The following is an 18,065-nucleotide window of genomic DNA, read 5'->3' as shown; positions in this document are numbered from 1 at the left end:
ATTGCGTGGTGCTAGCTGGTGGTTGCGGTGCGTTGGGTGCCGGTGAAGGAGAAGGCGATGGTGGAGGTGGCGCCTTGGAAGGTGTCGCCTGCGGTGGTGGGGAACGCGGTGGTGACTTTGAGGTTGTCGGTTTTGGCCGAGGTCAGGGAGGTCAGGTTGTTCAGGACTTTGTTCGCGGTGATGACCGGGGCTGCGGCCATGACGGTGGTTTTGGTTCCGGCGCAGGTGTAGGGGGCTGCGGCTCCGGTCCAGGCAACACTGCAGTTTTCGATGGTCAGTTGCAGGCCGTTGGTGGTGTCGGTGGTGAGCAGGGATCCGGTGGCGCCGGCGGAGGTGGTCAGGGTGACGTTGTTCAGGTCCGAGTTGCCGCTGTTGGCCAGGGTGACGAGCTTTTCGACTTTGTCTCCGGGCAGCAGGCCAGCGACCGGGACGTTGAGGGTGTTGTTCGCTCCGGTGCCCAGGGCGATGGTGACGGTGCCTGCGGTGACGGCTTGGGAGGCGGAGGTCGAGGACGTGAACGCGCCGTAGGTGCCCATCCCGGCGACGGCGGCTGCGGTGCCGACCAGTGCGACGGAAGCGAGGATCTTGCCGGAGGTGGTCTTGAGGCTGATGGCCATGGGAATCAGTGTCCTTTCAGTGGGCCACCCGTCCGGGCCGGCCGTTGCTCTTTCAGCCTGTCTGGCTGATGAGGACTACTCTGCCGGGCCAGAATCAAGAACAAATCATGCAAACCCGCAACAGTGCCTCAGGAAAACCTCAAGACTCCCGCCTTTTTTTGGGTTCTGTTGGGGCAGACCCCCTCCCGGCTCTGGGTACCGGAAGGGGGCCCTATCGGCCGCCCATGGTCTGGGATCCATGAACGACCGGTCTATAGGCCGCGTTACCAGTCAGCCCGGACTCACTCGGGCAGCCTGATCAAGCGGGAGCTGGTGCTGATGGCGTTGACGGCCGAGGCGAAGATCGGACCCATTTCCGAGCCAGTTGCTGCACAGAAGAAGAAGTCTCCGTCTGCGTTTTCCGTTGCCCTTAGTGCTGTTGTGGAGCAGTCATTCGACGCCGTGGTCGGAACGCCTGGTGCTTTTGGAGAAGCGGCTGCGGCCAGGACGGTACGGACGTAATCTCCGCTGCTGCCGTTGCATCGAGCTGAGTTGGCATCACCGAATGCCACCGTGATGATGAGTAGTCCTTCGTTCTTGGCATTCGTGGCAACGTCCGTAAGGTTTTTGCACGCGGCCGGGCCGTTGGAATTACCAATATCGCCGCTGCTACTGAGGGCTGCCGTTCCTGTTGTGATGGTTTCTTCGTTCGGTTCGCCATCGGTTTCCAAAATGATTGCCTTCCGTGCTGGCGTGGAGCGCGCGGGCAGAGTGCCTAAATTGTTCGGCGTGTAGCCGAGTACATAGCGTGCCGCCGCCTTTAGAGGTGCTGCCAGATAGGTTCCCGTGCTCGACGAGGATAGACACGTCAACCCATTCACCAACGTGCTGCTGCCATTCAGGGGAGGCACCCCGCCGGGAGTAGCTGGGCTATTTGTGTAATTGTTGGAAAACGGGACGGGGACCCAAGGCCCGTCGGTCCGTGAAGTCGATGGAGTCGTGACACAGGTGCCCGGGCTGGTCTTGCTGCGCCCGATGGTGCCCAACGCCACGTATTGCTGTTCCCTGGTCATGGTTTGCAGCGTGCCTTTGATTCCGGCCACCATGGCGTTGCGGTCAGCGTCGCTCATGCTGCCCGTCCTATCCGCAACCATCACGATGTCCATGGGGTTCGGTATTTGGGCCCCGCATGAGCCCTTGCACGCTGTTGCTGATAGTGACCCGGTGCTGCCAGTGTTGACGCCGATCACTGGCGCAAAGGCAAAAGGAACGTCCTTGGCTGCGGTCACGATGATGGTATTGCACGTATGTGTGCCGCCCGGTACGCAGGGAATGGAGCATACCTTTTCGTTGCATTTGGCTCCTGCAGTGGTTCCGGGATCGCAGACGTTCGGGACTTGGCCGCTGGCAACGGTCTTAGCCGCACCGGTGGATGCCACGAGGCAGCGGAACGTGATGGTGGGGTTGGCTTGGGGGTCGTTGCTCTTGGCGTAGGCAACGGCCGCGGTCTGGGCCGCCGTCGGATTGTTCGGCAGGGACCCTGCGCCCGCCAGGGCTGCTGCATCCAGGGCATTGCTCAGGTCCTGGCGCTCGTAGGCCAGCTTGCCGAAGTCCAGCGCCAGTGCCAATGCCCCGAACAGAAGGGGAACCATGAGGGCAAAGATGATGATGGAAGCACCACGTTCGTTGGGCGCTGCTTCCCGGGTTCGTAGATGTTTTGACGCCGTACCGCGCCCGATTATGCCGCGCATGTTCCACCGGTCCAGTTCTTGGTTCCCGAGGTCACTGTCGCGGTGCCCTCCATCTTCATGACGTACTTGGCATCGAAGTGTCCATCCAGGATCCAAGAGAAGAAGCCGCTGACTGAACGTTGCGGATAGCGCAAGCAGACCACCAGCTTCCCTGGCGCGCCTCCCGTGGTATCCACGACGAACTTGGCCTGAAGCTTGCTGGCATCAAGGTTGCCCTTGGCGCCTGTTACTGATGCGATGACGTCGCCTTGGGTTACGCCTTGCCGCGCACCCTCCCGGGCCGCGGCTTGCAGCCCGATGCTCTCGCTATAGGCAACGCCGAAATCGATCACTCCCAGCAGCATGCTCAGGAGCAGGGGTACGATGATCGCGAATTCGACCATGGACGCGCCGCGTTGAGGGTCATCGTCATGGGATGTCTTCCAGCTGAATAACCTGAACATGTTCTTCTCCTTGCCGTCTTTAGAGCTTGGCGAATGTGCTGACGGCATTGATGACGGCAGGGCCAAGAATGATGATGAACAACGGTGGGAATATGAAAAGGAGCAGCGGGAAGACGACGGCCACAGGGAGTTTCATCGCCTTCTCTTCCGCTCGGAGCCGCCGCTTGATGCGCATTTGCTCCGCTTGCGGTTTCAAGACCCTCGCGACGGACAATCCTTGGATGTCCGCTTGGACAATAGCCCCCACAAAGCTCCGGAGGTCCGGAACCGTGGACCTGTCCGCCAGGGCCTTATACGCTTCGCGTCTTGATCGCCCTGCTTGAATGTCTTGAAGGGTTCGGACTATTTCGTCGGCCAAGGGACCTGTTCCGCTAGCCCCTACCCGGGACATCGCTACATCAAAACCCAAGCCCGCTTCAACAGAGATCAGCAGTTGATCCAATACGTTGGGCAAATCCCTTTCCATGCGGGTCTGGCGTTTGGTTCCGTTGTTGTACACCAGAAGGTCTGGGAGGAAGTAGCAACCGACAGCCAACACCAAGGTCAGGAAAATACCTAGGGGAGACTTCAAGCCGCCCAGCACCAAGGCGAGCAGGCCACCACCGAGAGCTGACAGTGGTTTTAGCGTCAGGAGGCGCTCCAAAGGCATGGAGGAGGGACGCCCTGCATTCGCCAGCGTTTGGTCCAGACGAGTGACGTAGCTGGTTGGTGTTAACTTCCTAGCCATCCGAAGCAGCCAACTGGGCTGTGACGGCGCAGCCGTTGCCTGGCGACGTGCCAAAGTGTCGAGCCGAGTCCGGATTAGCCTCCCACCGCTCCGGTCGACGCCGATAAGCGACCAAGCAAAGTAGGACGCAGGGAGGATAACCGCTGCGATCATCAGCCAAACTGTTGGATTCATGGCGGCAATCTCCTAGAACTCGATCTTGACCATGCGGCTGATCCAAAAGGACCCGATGGCCATCATGACGGCGCCGATGGCGATAAGCACCCAGCCGAGCAGCGACTGGGTGAGCACAGCCATATACCCGGGGTTGACCAGGTTTATGAAAGCCCCAACGAAGAACGGCAGGGCAATGAGGATGTAGGCCGAGAATTTCCCTTCAGCGGCAAGGGCTCGTACCTGTCCCTTGATCTGCGCTCGTTCTCGCACCGTCTCCGCAATGTGGTCAAGGACGCCAGCCAAGTCACCGCCCACCTCGCGATTGATGTCGATGGCCTGGCTGAGCCACTCGAAGTCCTCGCAATGCATCCGTCGACCAACGTCGGCCATGGATTCCGACACCGGCCGGCCCACCCGATTCTCGTTGACGATCCGGGCTAGTTCCTCGGAGACTGGGGCCGGCATCTCCAGACTGGCGCTTTGCATGCTCTGTGCCATGCTGTGACCTGCTCTCAAACTGCCCGAGAGCGCCATGAGCATGTCGCTGAGCTGGCCGGCAAAGGCGATCCTGCGGCGTCCGGTACGCACCTTGACAATGAGCAGGGCCAAAAGCGGTGATAAAAGAGCGAGGACGATGCCAAGGAACGGACCTTGGAAGAGGAGTCCAACAAGAAACAAAACGAAGCTCCCGATCAAAACGAGGACTGAAAATTCCGAGGGCTTGCTCGTGATGCCAGCGTCGTTCAGGGCGTCGCGTCCAAAGATCCCGCCCCGCCCCTGGCCTGACCCTCGTTCCACAAAGGAGACAGTCGCTTCGCCCAGTTTGGAGATCACCGAGCTTCCGTCTTCAGTGGCGGCAGGACGCCGCCTGCTGACATCGATGTCCTTGTAGCGAGGCCGCAGGAGCACGAACAGAGTCAACAAGACGGCGGCGACAATAGCGGCCGCCCCTACCAGGAGTGCATAGTCCGGCATCACGTTGCTCACCTTCCCCTCTGTTGGGCTGCGGGCACGAAGACCTCTGCAGGAAGGTAGATGCCCATATCCGCGAGCTTCTCCACGAATCGGGGGCGGATGCCGGTTGGTACCGTGCGTCCGACGAACCGGCCCTCCGCGTCGACACCGGCCGCAAAGTCGAACGTGAAGGCGTCCTGAAGCGTGACCACCTCCCCCTCCATGCCCAGGACCTCCGTGATGTGGGTGACGCGTCGCGTGCCGTCCTTCAACCGGCTGAGTTGCACGATCACATGCACAGCGCTGGCGATCTGTTCGCGGATTGCCCTCAAAGGCAGCTCCATGCCCGCCATCAATACCAGCGTCTCCATACGGGCGATCGCATCCCGTGGGGAGTTGGAGTGGACCGTGGAGATGGATCCGTCATGACCGGTGTTCATGGCTTGAAGCATGTCCAGGGCCTCGCCGCCGCGCACTTCCCCGACCACGATTCGGTCCGGACGCATGCGGAGGGAGTTTCGGACCAGATCCCGAATGGAGACGGCCCCGCGGCCCTCAGTGTTGGCAGGCCGGCTTTCCAAGCGGACTACGTGGCTTTGCTGGAGCTGCAGTTCCACTGCGTCCTCGATGGTGACAATTCGTTCTTCTTCAGGAATGAAGGAGGACAACACGTTAAGAAGAGTCGTTTTACCGGTGCCGGTGCCGCCGGACACGATGATGTTCAGGCGTGCTTTGACGCAGGCGTCTAGAACCTGGGCCATTGCGGGCGAGACGGAGTCGAACCGGATGAGATCCTCCACAGTCAGAGGTACGGCCGAGAACTTTCGGATAGTCAAGGAAGGCCCGTCCACGGCGAGCGGCGGGATCACCGCGTTGACTCGGGATCCATCCTGCAAACGGGCGTCGACCAATGGTGAAGACTCATCGATGCGGCGGCCGATGCGGGACACGATGCGCTCTATGACCCGGCGCAAGTGCGAGTCCGAGCTGAACGTGGTGCCCGTCTGATGGAGGCGTCCGGCGCGTTCGACGTAGATACTGCGTGCACCGTTGACCATGATCTCCGTGACAAGGGGGTCGTCCAGCAACTTCTGGAGAGGACCCAAGCCAAGAACCTCATCCACGATTTCGCGGATGAGACGGCGCCGTTCCTCCGGGGTCAGCGGAACTTGCTCGTCGTCGATGAACTCGCTCAGAGCCTCCCGGACCATTCTGCGTACATCGCCCTCGTCGAGGGCCGAGTCCGTAATCCGAGCACCCAGCCGGCTTGTTAATTCTTCCGCGGCACGCTTCTTGATGCCGGCCAACGCATCAGATGAAGTGTTCTGCGTCGCAGCGGCGGATTGAATGGCCGTCATGCTGCCGTTGTCTTCCGATGGCGTCCTGCCGAGGGAGAGAGCCGACGTGGTGCTTCCATCGGGTGAGATGCGGGCTGCTTCGAGTCGGTTGATGAGGCTCATGACACTGCCACCCTTCTGCGCGAACTCTTGCTGCTCGGTGTTACGGAACCTGCGGCGAGCTTCTCCACCAGAGTCCTCAGGCCCTTGCCGACAGGATCCCGCCGGCCGGACTGAAGCAAGGGGATGCCTGCGTTGGTGGAGAACGGGACGGACCGGGACATTGGCAAAACCATGCCAACCGGCAATCCGACCGTGGCTTCCACATCCTTGACCGTGAGGCCGCTCCGCTTGTCCGCAAAGTTGAGGACAAGCGTGTTGGAAGGCGGCATCAGGTCCAGTTGCCGGAGGACTTCGAGCCCGTGGTTAAGGCCACGGATGCTCGGGATATCCATGCCGCATACCCAGACTCCGTCGGTGGCCAGCTCGAGAACGGCCAAGACGACGTCCCCCAGACCGGGCGAAGTGTCCAAGATGACGTAGGGAAATTCCAAGGACAGTTGGGTGACGAGGTTGGCCACCTGGGCAGGCTTGATGAGATCTGCCTCGGCTGGCCGCAGCGGAGCACACATGGCGTACGCGCCGCTTGGGTGGGGGCTTAGGAACGCCTTCAGTACCATGCTGTCCGCAGAAGCGGCGCTGGAGACGGCGTCGTTGATGGTGTAGTTAGGCTCCAGGCCCAGGCCGGAGGCAACATCCCCGAATTGAAGGTCGAGATCCACAATAACCGCGCCCATGGGCGCGGTTTTTGCAAGGCCCACGGCCAAGTTGGTGGACACGGTGGTCTTTCCGACTCCGCCTTTGGGCGACATTACTGAGATGACCCGCCCACGAGGTTGCGTATGCTGCGAATCATCGGAGTGCTTGCGGCTCTTGGCAGTGATGGAAGCCCGTTCAAGTGCCAGGCTCAACTGCGTGGCGTTTGAGTCGGGATCTATGATGTCCCGAATTCCCGAGCGCAAAGCCGCCAGAGTGAGTTCGCTGTTGGACGGTGCGGCCAGGACCATCACAATGTCGGGGTAGTCCACGTCCAGTGCACTGGCCAAGCGGAACCAGTGCTCGGTGACGACGTCGGGCCCTATGACCAGAACATCGATCGGCCCGCTGACGTTCCGACTCAAGACATCGGCGGCGGTCCCGCTGGCGGAGGCCGCCCCCAGGACCTGAAGCTCGTGGGCCGTATCCAGCGACAGCGTCAGGCGATGTTCGAATTCTGCCGATCCAGTGAGGACTAGGAAGTGGCTCATTGGAAGATCCCGGCTGTGCTGACGGGGGTCTTTGGGCTTTCGGGCGTGGTTGCCGACTGCTTGCTAAGCCAGATGTTGCCTGTTCTGGTACTCAGGATCACCTTGGCTGCGTCGGTGGAATTCCGGGCCAGGGTGACAAAAGACGATCCGCCCGGAACTGCTGAGGTACCCTCCGCTGTTGTTTCTGCAGCGGTCGGTGCTTGCTGGACGGCTGTTACCAGGACTTTGTCGAATACCAATTGCGTACTGGCAATTTGCTGATTGGCAGGGTCGGTCTGCGTGACAAAAAGTCCCACGAGGTCACCGGCACGCAAAGTGCCTCCGACGACGCTTTCCGGTGGTAGGAGAATAGTGACTTCCTGCATGCCGTCCGGGACGCGAACGGCTCCGGGCGTGACGCGCTCGGACGGGTCAACGAGCCGGCTGCCTAGAAGTTGCTCACCTGGTTCCAGGGACACGGCGGTTACCTTGCCGCTGCTCAGGTCCAGCGAAGTCAGAGCGCCGTCTGCCTTGGCAGCACTCGGCATCGGACGAAGGCGAACATAGGAACTGAGTTCCTGGACGGCGGTGCCGGCGGGAACCGGCTTTTCAACGACAACCACATCCACGGGCTCAAGGGACGCTTGGGCCCTGCGGTCCGCATTGGATACATAGTTCACCAGCATCACGGTGCCGATGACCGCCAGGACAAGCGCCGCAATGCCCCCGATTAGTCGTGATTTCATGATTGATTCCTCACCTTGGGTACACCTCAAATGCGGAGCGCACGGAACCGGGTCTAAAACTCGAGACCGGCGGCCGTAACGCCACTGCCGGCTGTCCGGTTTGGGGCGGACAGCCGGCAGAGTATTGGCAGAAGCCTTGAGTAGCAGTGGCTGACTAAGGCTTCAGCTCCGTGTTGATGGCACCGAAGGCGGTGTTGATGTATCCGCCCAGAGTTGCCACAGCGCCGATGACTACAACCGCGATCAGCGCGACCATGATGCCGTATTCAACGGCGGTTGCACCCTTTTCGGAGTTGAAGCGTTCCTTGACGCCGGCGACAAAAGCAATCATGGAGACCATAAGAGTAGACATTGTAATTCCTTCCCAGAATTTACTGTTTTTGCAATTTGTTGGAAATATCTCCGATTTCCGAACTGCCCCCATATGGCTTTTAGCGGTGCGGAATTCGATATAACAAGAATTGCTTCCAGGACATGCCTCGGACAATGAGTATCCGTACTCTAATTTCTTTTGGGCTCGCCAACTGAGTACTCGATGCCTAGGAATCGAGTACTCAGTTTCCTGTCTGGAGAGGTCGGCGGACTACTTGGAAAACGAAGGCTGTCTAGCATTCCAAGGGTGGCCGGGCGTGGTGTTGAGCAAGGAAAATAGTCAGTACTCGTACAGCTAGCCCATGACGAGTACGACGCCCAGCGCCGCGCTCACCATGGCCGGTCCGTGGGCCGTTTCCGCCGGTTTTGCGCCTTTTCCCAGCCGTAACATCAGTACCGTAAGCACCCCGCCCACCACGAACCCCAGTAGCGATCCGTAGAAAAGTTGCTGCCAACCCAAGTAGCCCAAGTACACGCCGAGGGGCGCAGCGAGCTTTACGTCCCCCATGCCGAGGCTCCTCGGCGAAATAAGTCCCAGGATGAAGTAGCCGGCGAACAGTACTGCCCCTCCGGCCAGTGCTCGAAGAAGCTCCGACCAGCCGGGAGCCAGTGCCGAGGAAGCCGCCAGCAACGCGATGCCGCCGCCAAGAAGGGTCAGGATCAGGGGATTGGGCAGCAGGTGGAGGGTGAAATCAATGCGGGACAGCTGTACCCCCAGGAGGCCCAGCAGGAGAAATGCCGGAAGCTCTGGTGAAATGCCAAACCGCCACGCAAGCAAGCCGAAAAGCAGTGCGGTGACTGCCGCCGTCGTGATCCTCACCCCCAGGGAAGGGGCGCTGCCGAGGCGCGGCAGCGTTCGGGCGATAATGAGTTCTGTGACCGGGCTCAACAACAGGCCGGCCAGGGCCATAAGGAGCGGGAAGGCGGGGCCGTTGGTCATGTGCTCTCCCTCTAAGCGGCGCGCGACCCCGAGGGGCGGATACCCCATTTTGACCCGGGCGCACCGTTGAAGGTATTGTTTAGAGTCGTTGTGCGTGTCCTATCTCGATGACACATGCCTTCCAGGGGATCCAGTTGCAGGATCGCTAACCCTAGAGGCATTTCGAGATCCTGGGATGACTGGTACATAGAGCCCTCACCTCTGCTCCGGTAGCGCATACATAGTAGGTACACGCCTTATTGCGTGCCGCCTAAAACATGAACGCCAGAACAAGAACGAGGCAAAACCGTGCGTACGTACACCCCGAAGCCCGGCGATATCAACCGCCAGTGGCACGTCATTGACGCCACCGACGTTGTCCTTGGTCGTCTTGCCAGCCAGACCGCAACACTGCTGCGCGGAAAGCACAAGCCGACCTTTGCGTCCCACATGGACATGGGCGACTTCGTCATCATCATCAACGCTGAAAAGGTTGCCCTCACCGGCGCCAAGCTGGAGCAGAAGCGCGCATACCGCCACTCCGGTTACCCGGGCGGCCTGACCTCCGTCAACTACGCGGAACTGCTGGAATCCAACCCGGTTCGCGCTGTTGAGAAGGCCATCAAGGGCATGCTCCCCAAGAACTCCCTTGCTGCACAGCAGCTGGGCAAGCTCAAGGTCTACGCAGGCCCTGAGCACCCGCACGCTGCACAGCAGCCGGCGACTTTCGAAATCACCCAGGTCGCCCAGTAGTCCTGGCCACCAACTAAACTTTTTATTACAAGGAGAACCGTGGCTCAGAACGAAGAACTGACCGCCGAAGCCGTCGAGGCTGAGGAAACCCTCACCAGCTACACCTCTGAAAGCGCAGCTGCAGAAGATGCGCCCAAGAAGGAGCGCCCGGCACTGACCGTTGCCGGTGCAGCTGTTGGCCGCCGCAAGGAAGCCGTTGCACGCGTTCGCGTCATCCCGGGTTCCGGCAAGTGGACCATCAACGGCCGCACGCTGGACAACTACTTCCCGAACAAGCTGCACCAGCAGGACGTCAACGAGCCCTTCAAGATCCTTGATCTTGAAGGCGCCTACGACGTCATCGCCCGTATCCACGGCGGTGGCATCTCCGGCCAGGCCGGTGCATTGCGCCTCGGTGTTGCTCGCTCGTTGAACGAGATCGACGTCGACAACAACCGCGCCACCCTGAAGAAGGCCGGTTACTTGAGCCGTGACGCCCGCGTCATCGAGCGCAAGAAGGCCGGTCTCAAGAAGGCTCGTAAGGCTCAGCAGTACTCCAAGCGCTAAACACGCTTCAACAAGCGCCAGTTCGCTTGTTCGAAGGCCCGTTCCGCCATTTCGGCGGGGCGGGCCTTCGCCGTTAAACGGTGCTGCCGGTCACGGAATCAGGGCGCCCATGTGACGCTCCGACACGCCCCTTGAACTGGCGGCCTCCCGTCGTCGTCTAAACTTGAGCCGATGTCTAGATTATTTGGAACAGATGGCGTGCGCGGTCTCGCGAACGGATTGCTCACAGCCGAGCTGGCTATGCAGCTCGCCCAGGCCGCCGCCGTCGTACTCGGCCATGACCGCACAACGAACGGCAAGCGCCCCCGCGCAGTCGTCGCGAGAGACCCTCGGGCAAGTGGAGAATTTCTCGCCGCGGCCGTCGAAGCCGGGCTGTCCAGCTCAGGCATCGACGTCTACGACGCCGGCGTTCTTCCCACCCCGGCTGCTGCCTACTTGGTAGCGGATCTCGACGCCGACTTCGGGGTCATGTTGTCCGCTTCCCATAACCCCGCGCCGGACAACGGAATCAAATTCTTCGCGCGCGGCGGCCAGAAACTTCCCGACCATGTCGAGGACGCCATCGAGGCGCAGCTGGGCAAAGAGCCGCAGCGCCCCGTGGGCGGTGACGTGGGACGGATCCAGCGTTTCTCCGACGCCGAGGACCGTTACATCGTGCACCTGCTCGGCACCCTGCCCAAGCGCCTTGAAGGCTTGAAGGTTGTCCTGGACTGCGCCCACGGCGCAGCAAGCGGTTGCTCACCCCAGGTGTTCAAGGATGCCGGCGCCGATGTTGTGGTTATCGGCGCCGAACCGGACGGCCTGAATATCAACGAAGGCGTCGGTTCCACCCACTTGGGTCCATTGAAGGAAGCCGTAGTCAAGCATGGTGCCCACCTTGGCGTAGCCCACGACGGCGACGCTGACCGCTGCCTGGCCGTTGACCATGAAGGCAACGAGGTAGACGGCGACCAGATCATGGCGATCCTGGCGCTGGCACTCAACGACGCCGGAAAGCTCAAGGACAGCGTCCTGGTTGCAACGGTCATGAGCAACCTTGGGCTTAAGCTGGCCCTCCGCGACGCCGGAATCACCATCCTCGAAACCGCGGTCGGTGACCGTTACGTGCTCGAAGGAATGCGCGACGGCGGCTACAACCTGGGCGGCGAACAGTCCGGCCATGTGATCTTCTCCGACTACGCAACCACCGGAGACGGCGTCCTTACGGGTCTCCAGCTCGCAGCCCAGGTGGCGCTGACGGGGCGCAGCCTCAAGGACCTGGCCACCGCGATGACCAAGCTCCCGCAGCTGATGATCAACGTCAAGGGCGTGGACAAGGCACGCGCAGGCACTGACGAAGGCGTGGCCGCCGCCGTTGCCGCAGCAGAGCTTGAGCTGGGCGAGACCGGCCGTGTGCTGCTCCGCCCCTCCGGTACGGAAGCGCTGGTACGTGTCATGGTGGAAGCTGCTGACATGGAAACGGCGGAACGCATCTGCACCGGTCTGGCCGCCGTCGTCAAGGAGCGACTGGGCGCCACCAGCGAACTGGCTGTCTGAGTACCCTGAAAAAGGCTTCGGCCCGCCCCTTGGATGACCAAGGAGGCGGGCCGAAGCCTTTTTTGCGCCTAGAGGTAGTCGGGCGCGGCTTCCAGCCCGAAGTACTCCTCTAGGGTTGCGATTCCCCTTGCCGCCATTTCCGTGGCGGCCTCCAACCCGATATAGCGGAGGTGCCAGGATTCGTAGAAATAGCCCGTGATGTCGTGGAACATCAAGGGGTAGCGCACCACGAACCCGAACCTGGAAGCGTTGGCCTTGGCCCACACTGCGGCCGGTTGATCGGCAAAGCACGGCTGGAAGCTGCAGGCACCTCCGCCGTCGGCAATGTCGAAGGACCAACCGGTCTGGTGCTCGGAATGACCGGGGCGTGCGGATGCCCGGTCTGCGGCTGCTTGTCCGGTGCTGGCGACATAGCCGTTGTAAGTGACTACCTGGGTGGCGTATGAGCGGTAGCCCGAGGCCAACGCCATGATGACGCCCTCCGCTGCTGCGGCCGCAAACATCTTTGCTGCAGCATCCGCCGTCGTGCTGTTGAGCAGGGCCGCCTCGCCGCTGACTGCCAGGCGGATGTTCGGCTGCACCAAATCTGCCGGGACGAAGTCCTGCGGGTTCAGCGGCCGGTGCTTGTTGACCACTACCCACGGGCTGGTGGGATCCGTCAGTGAGTGTTGGGTGGCAGCGGCGCTGGAGGGGGCAGTGTTGGCTGCCGGCGTGACGGTTGCCGGGGTCACGGGGGCGGGCTCGCTGGCGATGGCACTGGCAGTAGCGCTGGAGCTCGCGGCAGAGGGCGTCGCCGAGGGCGTTGTGCTGGGCGCATCGGCGGCGGCGGGGGAGGGGACAGAGTTCTCAGGGGTGCAGGCTGCGAGGGCGGTCATCCCCAGGCCGGCCGTCAACAGGCCAGCGAAAGCACGTCGGCTCGGCACTGGTTTCGGATTGTGGGCCACGTCAAACCTTCCGCAGGAGCATGCGCCGGATGGAGTGGTCGGCATCCTTGGTGAGGACAAGCTGTGCGCGGCCGCGGGTCGGCAGGACGTTCTCCTCGAGGTTTGGCTCGTTGATGCGCTTCCAGATTCCCCGGGCTGTCGATTCGGCGTCGTCATCCGACAGTGTGGCGTAACGGTGGAAGTAGGACTCCGGCTGGGCGAAGGCGGTGCTGCGCAGCTTCCGGAAACGGTCCACATACCATTCCTCGATATACGAGGTCTTGGCATCCACATAGATGGAGAAGTCGAAGAAGTCGCTGACGGCTAGTCCTTGTTTGCCGTCCATGCGGGGCCGGGCGGGAGCGAGGACGTTGAGTCCTTCCACGATGAGGACGTCGGGGCGCCGTACAACCACTTCCTTGCCTGGCACGATGTCGTACGTGACGTGGGAATACCAAGGCGCCCTGACTTCTTCGGCGCCACCTTTGACTTCGGAGACGAAGCGCAGGAGCCCGCGGCGGTCATAGGACTCCGGGAATCCTTTACGCTCCAGCAGGTGCCGGCGTTTCAGCTCGGCCAGGGGATAGAGGAAGCCGTCCGTGGTGATGAGTTCCACGTTGGGGGTGCCGGGCCAGCGCCTCAGCATTTCCCTGAGCACACGGGCAATGGTGGATTTCCCTACGGCCACCGACCCTGCAACGCCGATCACGAATGGCGTGCGCTGGGTCTGCTCGCCCAGGAAGGTGGTGGTAGCTGCATGGAGCTGGTGGGACGCCTGGACATACAGGTGAAGAAGCCTTGAGAGGGGGAGGTAAACTTCCCGGACTTCCTTCATGTCCAGCGGATCGCCGAGGCCGCGGAGGCGGAAGATGTCCTCTTCGTTGAGGGGCTGTTCCATCTGTGCGGCCAGCCGGGACCAGGTTTGGCGGTCCAGCTCAACAAAGGGGGAAGCGCCGTCGCCGTTTGCTTCGGTGCGTTGCAAAGTCACGCTCATGATTCTGCCCTTCGCGGAGCGGATCAGGAAATGCGCGACGACCGTCAGGTGAATTGTGAGTGACGGGGGACTCACCGGCGGTTGGGGTAGATGGGATGTCCCACATCAGTTGTTTGCGTTAGCCGTTAGGCTTGTACCCATGTGTGGAATCGTAGGGTATGTTGGCAATTCGTCTCGCAAGGCAGCTGGTCACAGCGCCCTTGACGTCGTCGTGGAAGGGCTGCGCCGTCTTGAGTACCGCGGCTATGACTCCGCTGGCGTCGCAGTGGTGGCTGACGGGACGATCTCGTCCCGCAAAAAGTCCGGCAAACTGAGCAACCTGATCAGCGAACTGGAAGCAAATCCAGTTCCTGAATCCCTGACCGGCATCGGCCACACCCGCTGGGCCACGCATGGCGGCCCCACGGATCGCAACGCGCACCCGCACCTCTCCGACGGCGGACGTCTGGCGCTCATTCACAACGGCATCATCGAGAACTTCGCCGAGCTGAAGCAGGAACTGCTGGCCAAGGGCGTTACGTTCGAGTCGGAAACCGACACCGAAGTTGCTGCCGCCCTGGTGGGTGACATCTTCCGTACCCAGCTCAATGGCGACGGCGGCAACCTCACCGAAGCGATGCGCCTGGCCTGCCAGCGCCTCGAGGGTGCCTTCACCCTCCTCGCTGTCCACGCGGACCAGCCCGACGTCGTCGTGGCCGCCCGCCGCAACTCCCCGCTCGTTGTGGGCCTGGGCGATGGCGAAAACTTCCTCGGCTCCGACGTCTCCGGCTTCATTGACTACACGCGCCGCGCTGTGGAACTGGGCCAGGACCAGATCGTGACCATCACCGCGGACTCCGTGGAGATCACCGACTTCTTCGGTGCACCCGCCGAGGGCAAGGAATACCACGTCGACTGGGACCCCGCGTCTGCCGAAAAGGGTGGCTTCAACTCCTTCATGGAGAAAGAAATCCACGATCAGCCCGACGCCGTTGCGCAGACCCTCCTGGGCCGCTCGGACCTTGACGGCAAGCTGACCCTGGACGAGCTCCGCATCGACCCCGAGCTCCTCAAGCAGGTCAACAAGATCATCGTCCTCGCTTGCGGCACCGCGGCCTACGCCGGCCTGGTGGCCAAGTACGCAATCGAGAACTGGTGCCGCATCCCCACGGAGGTGGAGCTCGCCCACGAGTTCCGCTACCGCGATCCCATCGTTGACGCCAACACCCTGGTGGTTTCCATCAGCCAGTCGGGCGAGACCATGGACACCTTGATGGCCGTCCGCTACGCCCGCGAGCAGGGCGCCAAGACGATCTCCATCTGCAACACCAACGGTTCCACCATCCCGCGTGAATCCGATGCTGTGCTCTACACCCACGCCGGTCCGGAAATCGCGGTTGCCTCCACCAAGGCGTTCCTGGCACAGATCACCGCCGCCTACCTGCTTGGCCTTTACCTGGCCCAGTTGCGTGGCAACATCTTCTCCGGCCAGATCAAGGACGTCCTCGCGGACCTCTCCAAGATTCCGGCCAAGATCCAGCACATCCTGGACAACGCAGGACCCTTGCGTGAGCTGGCCCGCAGCATGAAGGACGAAAAGTCCGTGCTGTTCCTTGGCCGCCACGTCGGCTACCCGGTGGCCCTCGAAGGCGCCTTGAAGCTCAAGGAGATCGCCTACATCCACGCTGAAGGCTTCGCTGCAGGCGAGCTCAAGCACGGTCCGATCGCCCTGATCGACGACGGCCAGCCGGTCTTCGTTGTGGTGCCGTCTCCGCGCGGCCGCGATTCCCTGCACGCCAAGGTTGTCAGCAACATCCAGGAAGTGCGCGCACGTGGTGCCCGTACCCTGGTGATCGCTGAAGAGGGCGATGAGTCGGTCAAGGATTACGCAGAACACGTGTTCTACGTACCGGAGACGCCCACGCTCCTGATGCCGCTGCTCACCACGGTTCCGCTGCAGATTTTTGCTGCCGAACTGGCTGGCGCGAAGGGTTACGACGTCGATCAGCCGCGTAACCTCGCCAAGAGCGTGACCGTAGAATAGCCGCATGATTGTTGGCATTGGCGTAGACGTCGTAGACATCGAGCGGTTCGGGCGGCAGTTGGAGCGCACGCCCGGCCTCAAGGATCGTTTATTTGTTCCTGCGGAACGGGAACTCAACACGCGGTCGCTCGCTGCCCGTTTCGCCGCCAAGGAAGCCGTGGCCAAGGTCCTCGGAGCTCCTGCAGGCATGAACTGGCAGGATTGCTGGATCGGCTTGGACGCGAATGGTCCCACGGTCCAGGTCAAGGGAACAGTTCTTGGCGTGGCGGAGTCCAAAGGCGTCAAGCGGTGGCACTTGTCCATTAGCCACGACGGCGGCATCGCCACGGCGACTGTCATCGCCGAGGGATAAACGGACTCAATAAGCAATGATCAGCGCCTTCACCGGACAACAGATCAGGACTGCGGAACAACCGCTCCTGGACTCCGGTGAGGGCGCTGTTCTGATGCAGCGGGCAGCTTACGGTTTGGCCCAAGCCGTGGTCCGTGTCCTCAAACCCAGGCGGCGGCTAGCCGGTGCCAGCGTCACGGTCCTGGCCGGCAAGGGCAACAACGGCGGGGATGGGCTCTTTGCTGCGGCATTGCTTGCCCGCCGCGGAATGCGCACGACGGCGGTGCTCGCCGCTGCTGAAGTGCATCATGAGGCATTGGCTGCTTTTGCCGCTGCCGGCGGCCGTATCCTGCGCTTGGAGCAGGGGAATGCCGAAGAACTTGCTGTCATGTGTGCCGGTGACGACGTCATTGTTGACGCACTGCTGGGTACCGGCGCCCGCGGGGGTTTGCGGGACTCTTCGGCGGAGTTGATCGCAGCCCTTCAGGAGTTGCGTCCACGCTGCGTGATCGCCTGCGACGTCCCGAGCGGCTTGGACGCCACTACTGGCGAGGTTCACTGGCCTGTGCTGGACGCGGACGTCACGGTGACGTTCGGGGGCATGAAGGCCGGGTTGATGACTGATCCGGGCGAGGGCTGTTCCGGACGCGTCGAACTTGTTCCCATCGGGATTGAAGGGTTCCTGGCCGATGAGGGCCCGGAGTTGAGGCGCCTGACCGCTTCAGACCTCCGGAGTGTCTTGCCCCAGCCCGGACGACGTGCACACAAATACTCCCGGGGCGTACTCGGCGTTGTCGCCGGCTCCCCGCGATTCGCCGGAGCAGCCGTACTGAGCGTCCACGCAGCAGCTGTGGCCGGCACGGGTTTGGTGCGGTACCTGGGGCCGGAAGCTGTTGCCCGGCAGGTCCTCGCCCGAACTCCCGAGGCTCTCTGGGAAACGGACAAGCCCGGCCGCGTTCAGACATGGTTGCTTGGACCGGGCGTTGACGGAGAAGAACAGCGCGGACGTGCCCGGAACGCCATCCACGCCGCTGTTGCAGCGGAGCTGCCTGTAGTCGTCGATGCCGGAGCCCTGAGCCTCCTGCCGGAGCGCTGCCCGCCGCATTGGATCCTGACACCACATGCCGGAGAGCTGGCCACGTTGTTGGATTCCCTGCCCTCCACTGGCGAGGTAGCGGTGACCCGCGAGGACATCGAATCCCGGCCCCTGCACTTCGTACGGCAGGCCGCCGAACAAACCGGTGCCACCGTCCTCCTGAAGGGTGCTACCACACTGGTGGCTTCGCCGTCGGGCGCTGTCTTCAGCCAAGCGGAAGGCACTGCCTGGATGGCCACCGCTGGCAGCGGCGACGTTCTGGCCGGTGTGTTGGGTGCGTTGATTGCACAATCGGCCGAATCGCTGGGGAACGACGACGGCGCCTACGCTGCCTTGGGCTTGGAGGCGGCCGACCACTGGGCTGCTGTTGCTGCCGTGGCGGCGAGTGTTCATGGCCGGGCGGGGGCCTTGGCTTCGGCAGAATGTGGAGGAGGGCCCCTTACAGCGTCCGTGATCATGGCGGCGGTACCCCGCGTCCTTGGTTCGCTGTACGCGGAATGCGACCCAACAAGACCATAAGGTTGCTGTCGGTGTCGGGGGTCATGAGTAGGCTTGCAGCAGGTTATCCGCATCACA

General features: G+C 62.0%; 18 protein-coding genes. 6 read left to right on the top strand and 12 right to left on the bottom strand.

What is annotated here, in order from left to right; translation table 11 throughout:
- Positions 1-11 precede the first annotated feature (11 nt).
- The 10 genes from ACFRJ9_RS16610 to ACFRJ9_RS16565 all read right to left on the bottom strand — a co-directional run bounded on the left by ACFRJ9_RS16610 (position 12) and on the right by ACFRJ9_RS16565 (position 9,308).
- The gene (locus ACFRJ9_RS16610) at positions 12-617 is read right to left on the bottom strand and encodes a TasA family protein (protein WP_377670095.1); all 606 of its coding nucleotides are present in this window, start codon (positions 615-617) and stop codon (positions 12-14) included.
- 281 nt (positions 618-898) lie between these two features.
- Entirely contained in the window at positions 899-2,347 is a 1,449-nt protein-coding gene (locus ACFRJ9_RS16605) for a pilus assembly protein TadG-related protein (RefSeq protein ID WP_377670093.1), read from the bottom strand.
- Entirely contained in the window at positions 2,335-2,790 is a 456-nt protein-coding gene (locus tag ACFRJ9_RS16600) for a TadE/TadG family type IV pilus assembly protein (RefSeq protein WP_377670090.1), read from the bottom strand. The genes ACFRJ9_RS16605 and ACFRJ9_RS16600 overlap by 13 nt, the downstream gene beginning before the upstream one ends.
- A gap of 19 nt (positions 2,791-2,809) precedes the next feature.
- A complete protein-coding gene (locus ACFRJ9_RS16595) occupies positions 2,810-3,439 on the bottom strand; it encodes a type II secretion system F family protein (RefSeq protein ID WP_377670088.1) in 630 nt (209 codons plus the stop codon).
- A gap of 264 nt (positions 3,440-3,703) precedes the next feature.
- Positions 3,704-4,660 carry a type II secretion system F family protein gene (locus tag ACFRJ9_RS16590; RefSeq protein ID WP_377670086.1) on the bottom strand — a complete coding sequence of 319 codons (957 nt, stop codon included), beginning with the start codon at positions 4,658-4,660 and terminating at the stop codon, positions 3,704-3,706.
- Positions 4,657-6,087, bottom strand: coding sequence for a CpaF family protein (locus ACFRJ9_RS16585; protein WP_377670084.1), 1,431 nt, complete (start codon positions 6,085-6,087; stop codon positions 4,657-4,659). The genes ACFRJ9_RS16590 and ACFRJ9_RS16585 overlap by 4 nt, the downstream gene beginning before the upstream one ends.
- On the bottom strand, positions 6,084-7,271 hold the full coding sequence (locus ACFRJ9_RS16580; protein WP_377670081.1) for a CpaE family protein: 1,188 nt from the start codon (positions 7,269-7,271) through the stop codon (positions 6,084-6,086). The genes ACFRJ9_RS16585 and ACFRJ9_RS16580 overlap by 4 nt, the downstream gene beginning before the upstream one ends.
- Complete coding sequence (gene cpaB / locus ACFRJ9_RS16575) at positions 7,268-7,996, bottom strand: Flp pilus assembly protein CpaB (protein WP_377670078.1); 729 nt, start codon at positions 7,994-7,996, stop codon at positions 7,268-7,270. Before cpaB ends, ACFRJ9_RS16580 begins: the two co-directional genes overlap by 4 nt.
- 154 nt (positions 7,997-8,150) lie before the next feature.
- Positions 8,151-8,348: a Flp family type IVb pilin gene (locus tag ACFRJ9_RS16570; RefSeq protein WP_377670076.1), complete on the bottom strand. Its 198-nt coding sequence runs from the start codon at positions 8,346-8,348 to the stop codon at positions 8,151-8,153.
- A gap of 315 nt (positions 8,349-8,663) precedes the next feature.
- Entirely contained in the window at positions 8,664-9,308 is a 645-nt protein-coding gene (locus ACFRJ9_RS16565; protein ID WP_377670074.1) for a prepilin peptidase, read from the bottom strand.
- A 288-nt stretch (positions 9,309-9,596) separates the two neighbouring features.
- Here ACFRJ9_RS16565 and rplM point away from each other — a divergent pair, with 288 nt between their 5' ends.
- From rplM to glmM, 3 genes are all read left to right on the top strand, one after another.
- Positions 9,597-10,040, top strand: a complete 444-nt coding sequence (gene rplM, locus ACFRJ9_RS16560) for a 50S ribosomal protein L13 (protein WP_377670071.1) — start codon at positions 9,597-9,599, stop codon at positions 10,038-10,040.
- Between the two features lie 39 nt (positions 10,041-10,079).
- Positions 10,080-10,586 (top strand): 30S ribosomal protein S9, encoded by a 507-nt coding sequence (gene rpsI / locus ACFRJ9_RS16555; RefSeq protein ID WP_377670069.1) that lies wholly within the window; start codon positions 10,080-10,082, stop codon positions 10,584-10,586.
- 171 nt (positions 10,587-10,757) lie between these two features.
- Positions 10,758-12,122 carry a phosphoglucosamine mutase gene (glmM, locus tag ACFRJ9_RS16550; protein WP_377670067.1) on the top strand — a complete coding sequence of 455 codons (1,365 nt, stop codon included), beginning with the start codon at positions 10,758-10,760 and terminating at the stop codon, positions 12,120-12,122.
- A 68-nt stretch (positions 12,123-12,190) separates the two neighbouring features.
- Here glmM and ACFRJ9_RS16545 read toward each other — a convergent pair whose 3' ends face one another.
- Positions 12,191-13,066, bottom strand: a complete 876-nt coding sequence (locus tag ACFRJ9_RS16545; protein ID WP_377670065.1) for a D-alanyl-D-alanine carboxypeptidase family protein — start codon at positions 13,064-13,066, stop codon at positions 12,191-12,193.
- A 1-nt stretch (position 13,067) separates the two neighbouring features.
- On the bottom strand, positions 13,068-14,039 hold the full coding sequence (gene coaA / locus ACFRJ9_RS16540) for a type I pantothenate kinase (RefSeq protein WP_211711187.1): 972 nt from the start codon (positions 14,037-14,039) through the stop codon (positions 13,068-13,070).
- A 139-nt stretch (positions 14,040-14,178) separates the two neighbouring features.
- Between coaA and glmS the strand changes: the two genes are divergently transcribed.
- Genes glmS through ACFRJ9_RS16525 form a run of 3 tightly spaced genes read left to right on the top strand, consistent with a single transcriptional unit; the run spans position 14,179 to position 18,008 of the window.
- The gene (gene glmS, locus ACFRJ9_RS16535; RefSeq protein ID WP_377670062.1) at positions 14,179-16,062 is read left to right on the top strand and encodes a glutamine--fructose-6-phosphate transaminase (isomerizing); all 1,884 of its coding nucleotides are present in this window, start codon (positions 14,179-14,181) and stop codon (positions 16,060-16,062) included.
- A gap of 4 nt (positions 16,063-16,066) precedes the next feature.
- Positions 16,067-16,414, top strand: a complete 348-nt coding sequence (locus ACFRJ9_RS16530) for a holo-ACP synthase (protein ID WP_377670059.1) — start codon at positions 16,067-16,069, stop codon at positions 16,412-16,414.
- Positions 16,415-16,430: 16 nt separating this feature from the next.
- A complete protein-coding gene (locus ACFRJ9_RS16525) occupies positions 16,431-18,008 on the top strand; it encodes an NAD(P)H-hydrate dehydratase (protein WP_377670057.1) in 1,578 nt (525 codons plus the stop codon).
- Positions 18,009-18,065 lie beyond the last annotated feature (57 nt).

The organism is Paenarthrobacter sp. NPDC056912, assembly GCF_042786555.1.
In the GTDB taxonomy this organism is placed as follows: domain Bacteria; phylum Actinomycetota; class Actinomycetes; order Actinomycetales; family Micrococcaceae; genus Arthrobacter.
This window is presented reverse-complemented; position numbering and strand designations above follow the sequence as displayed.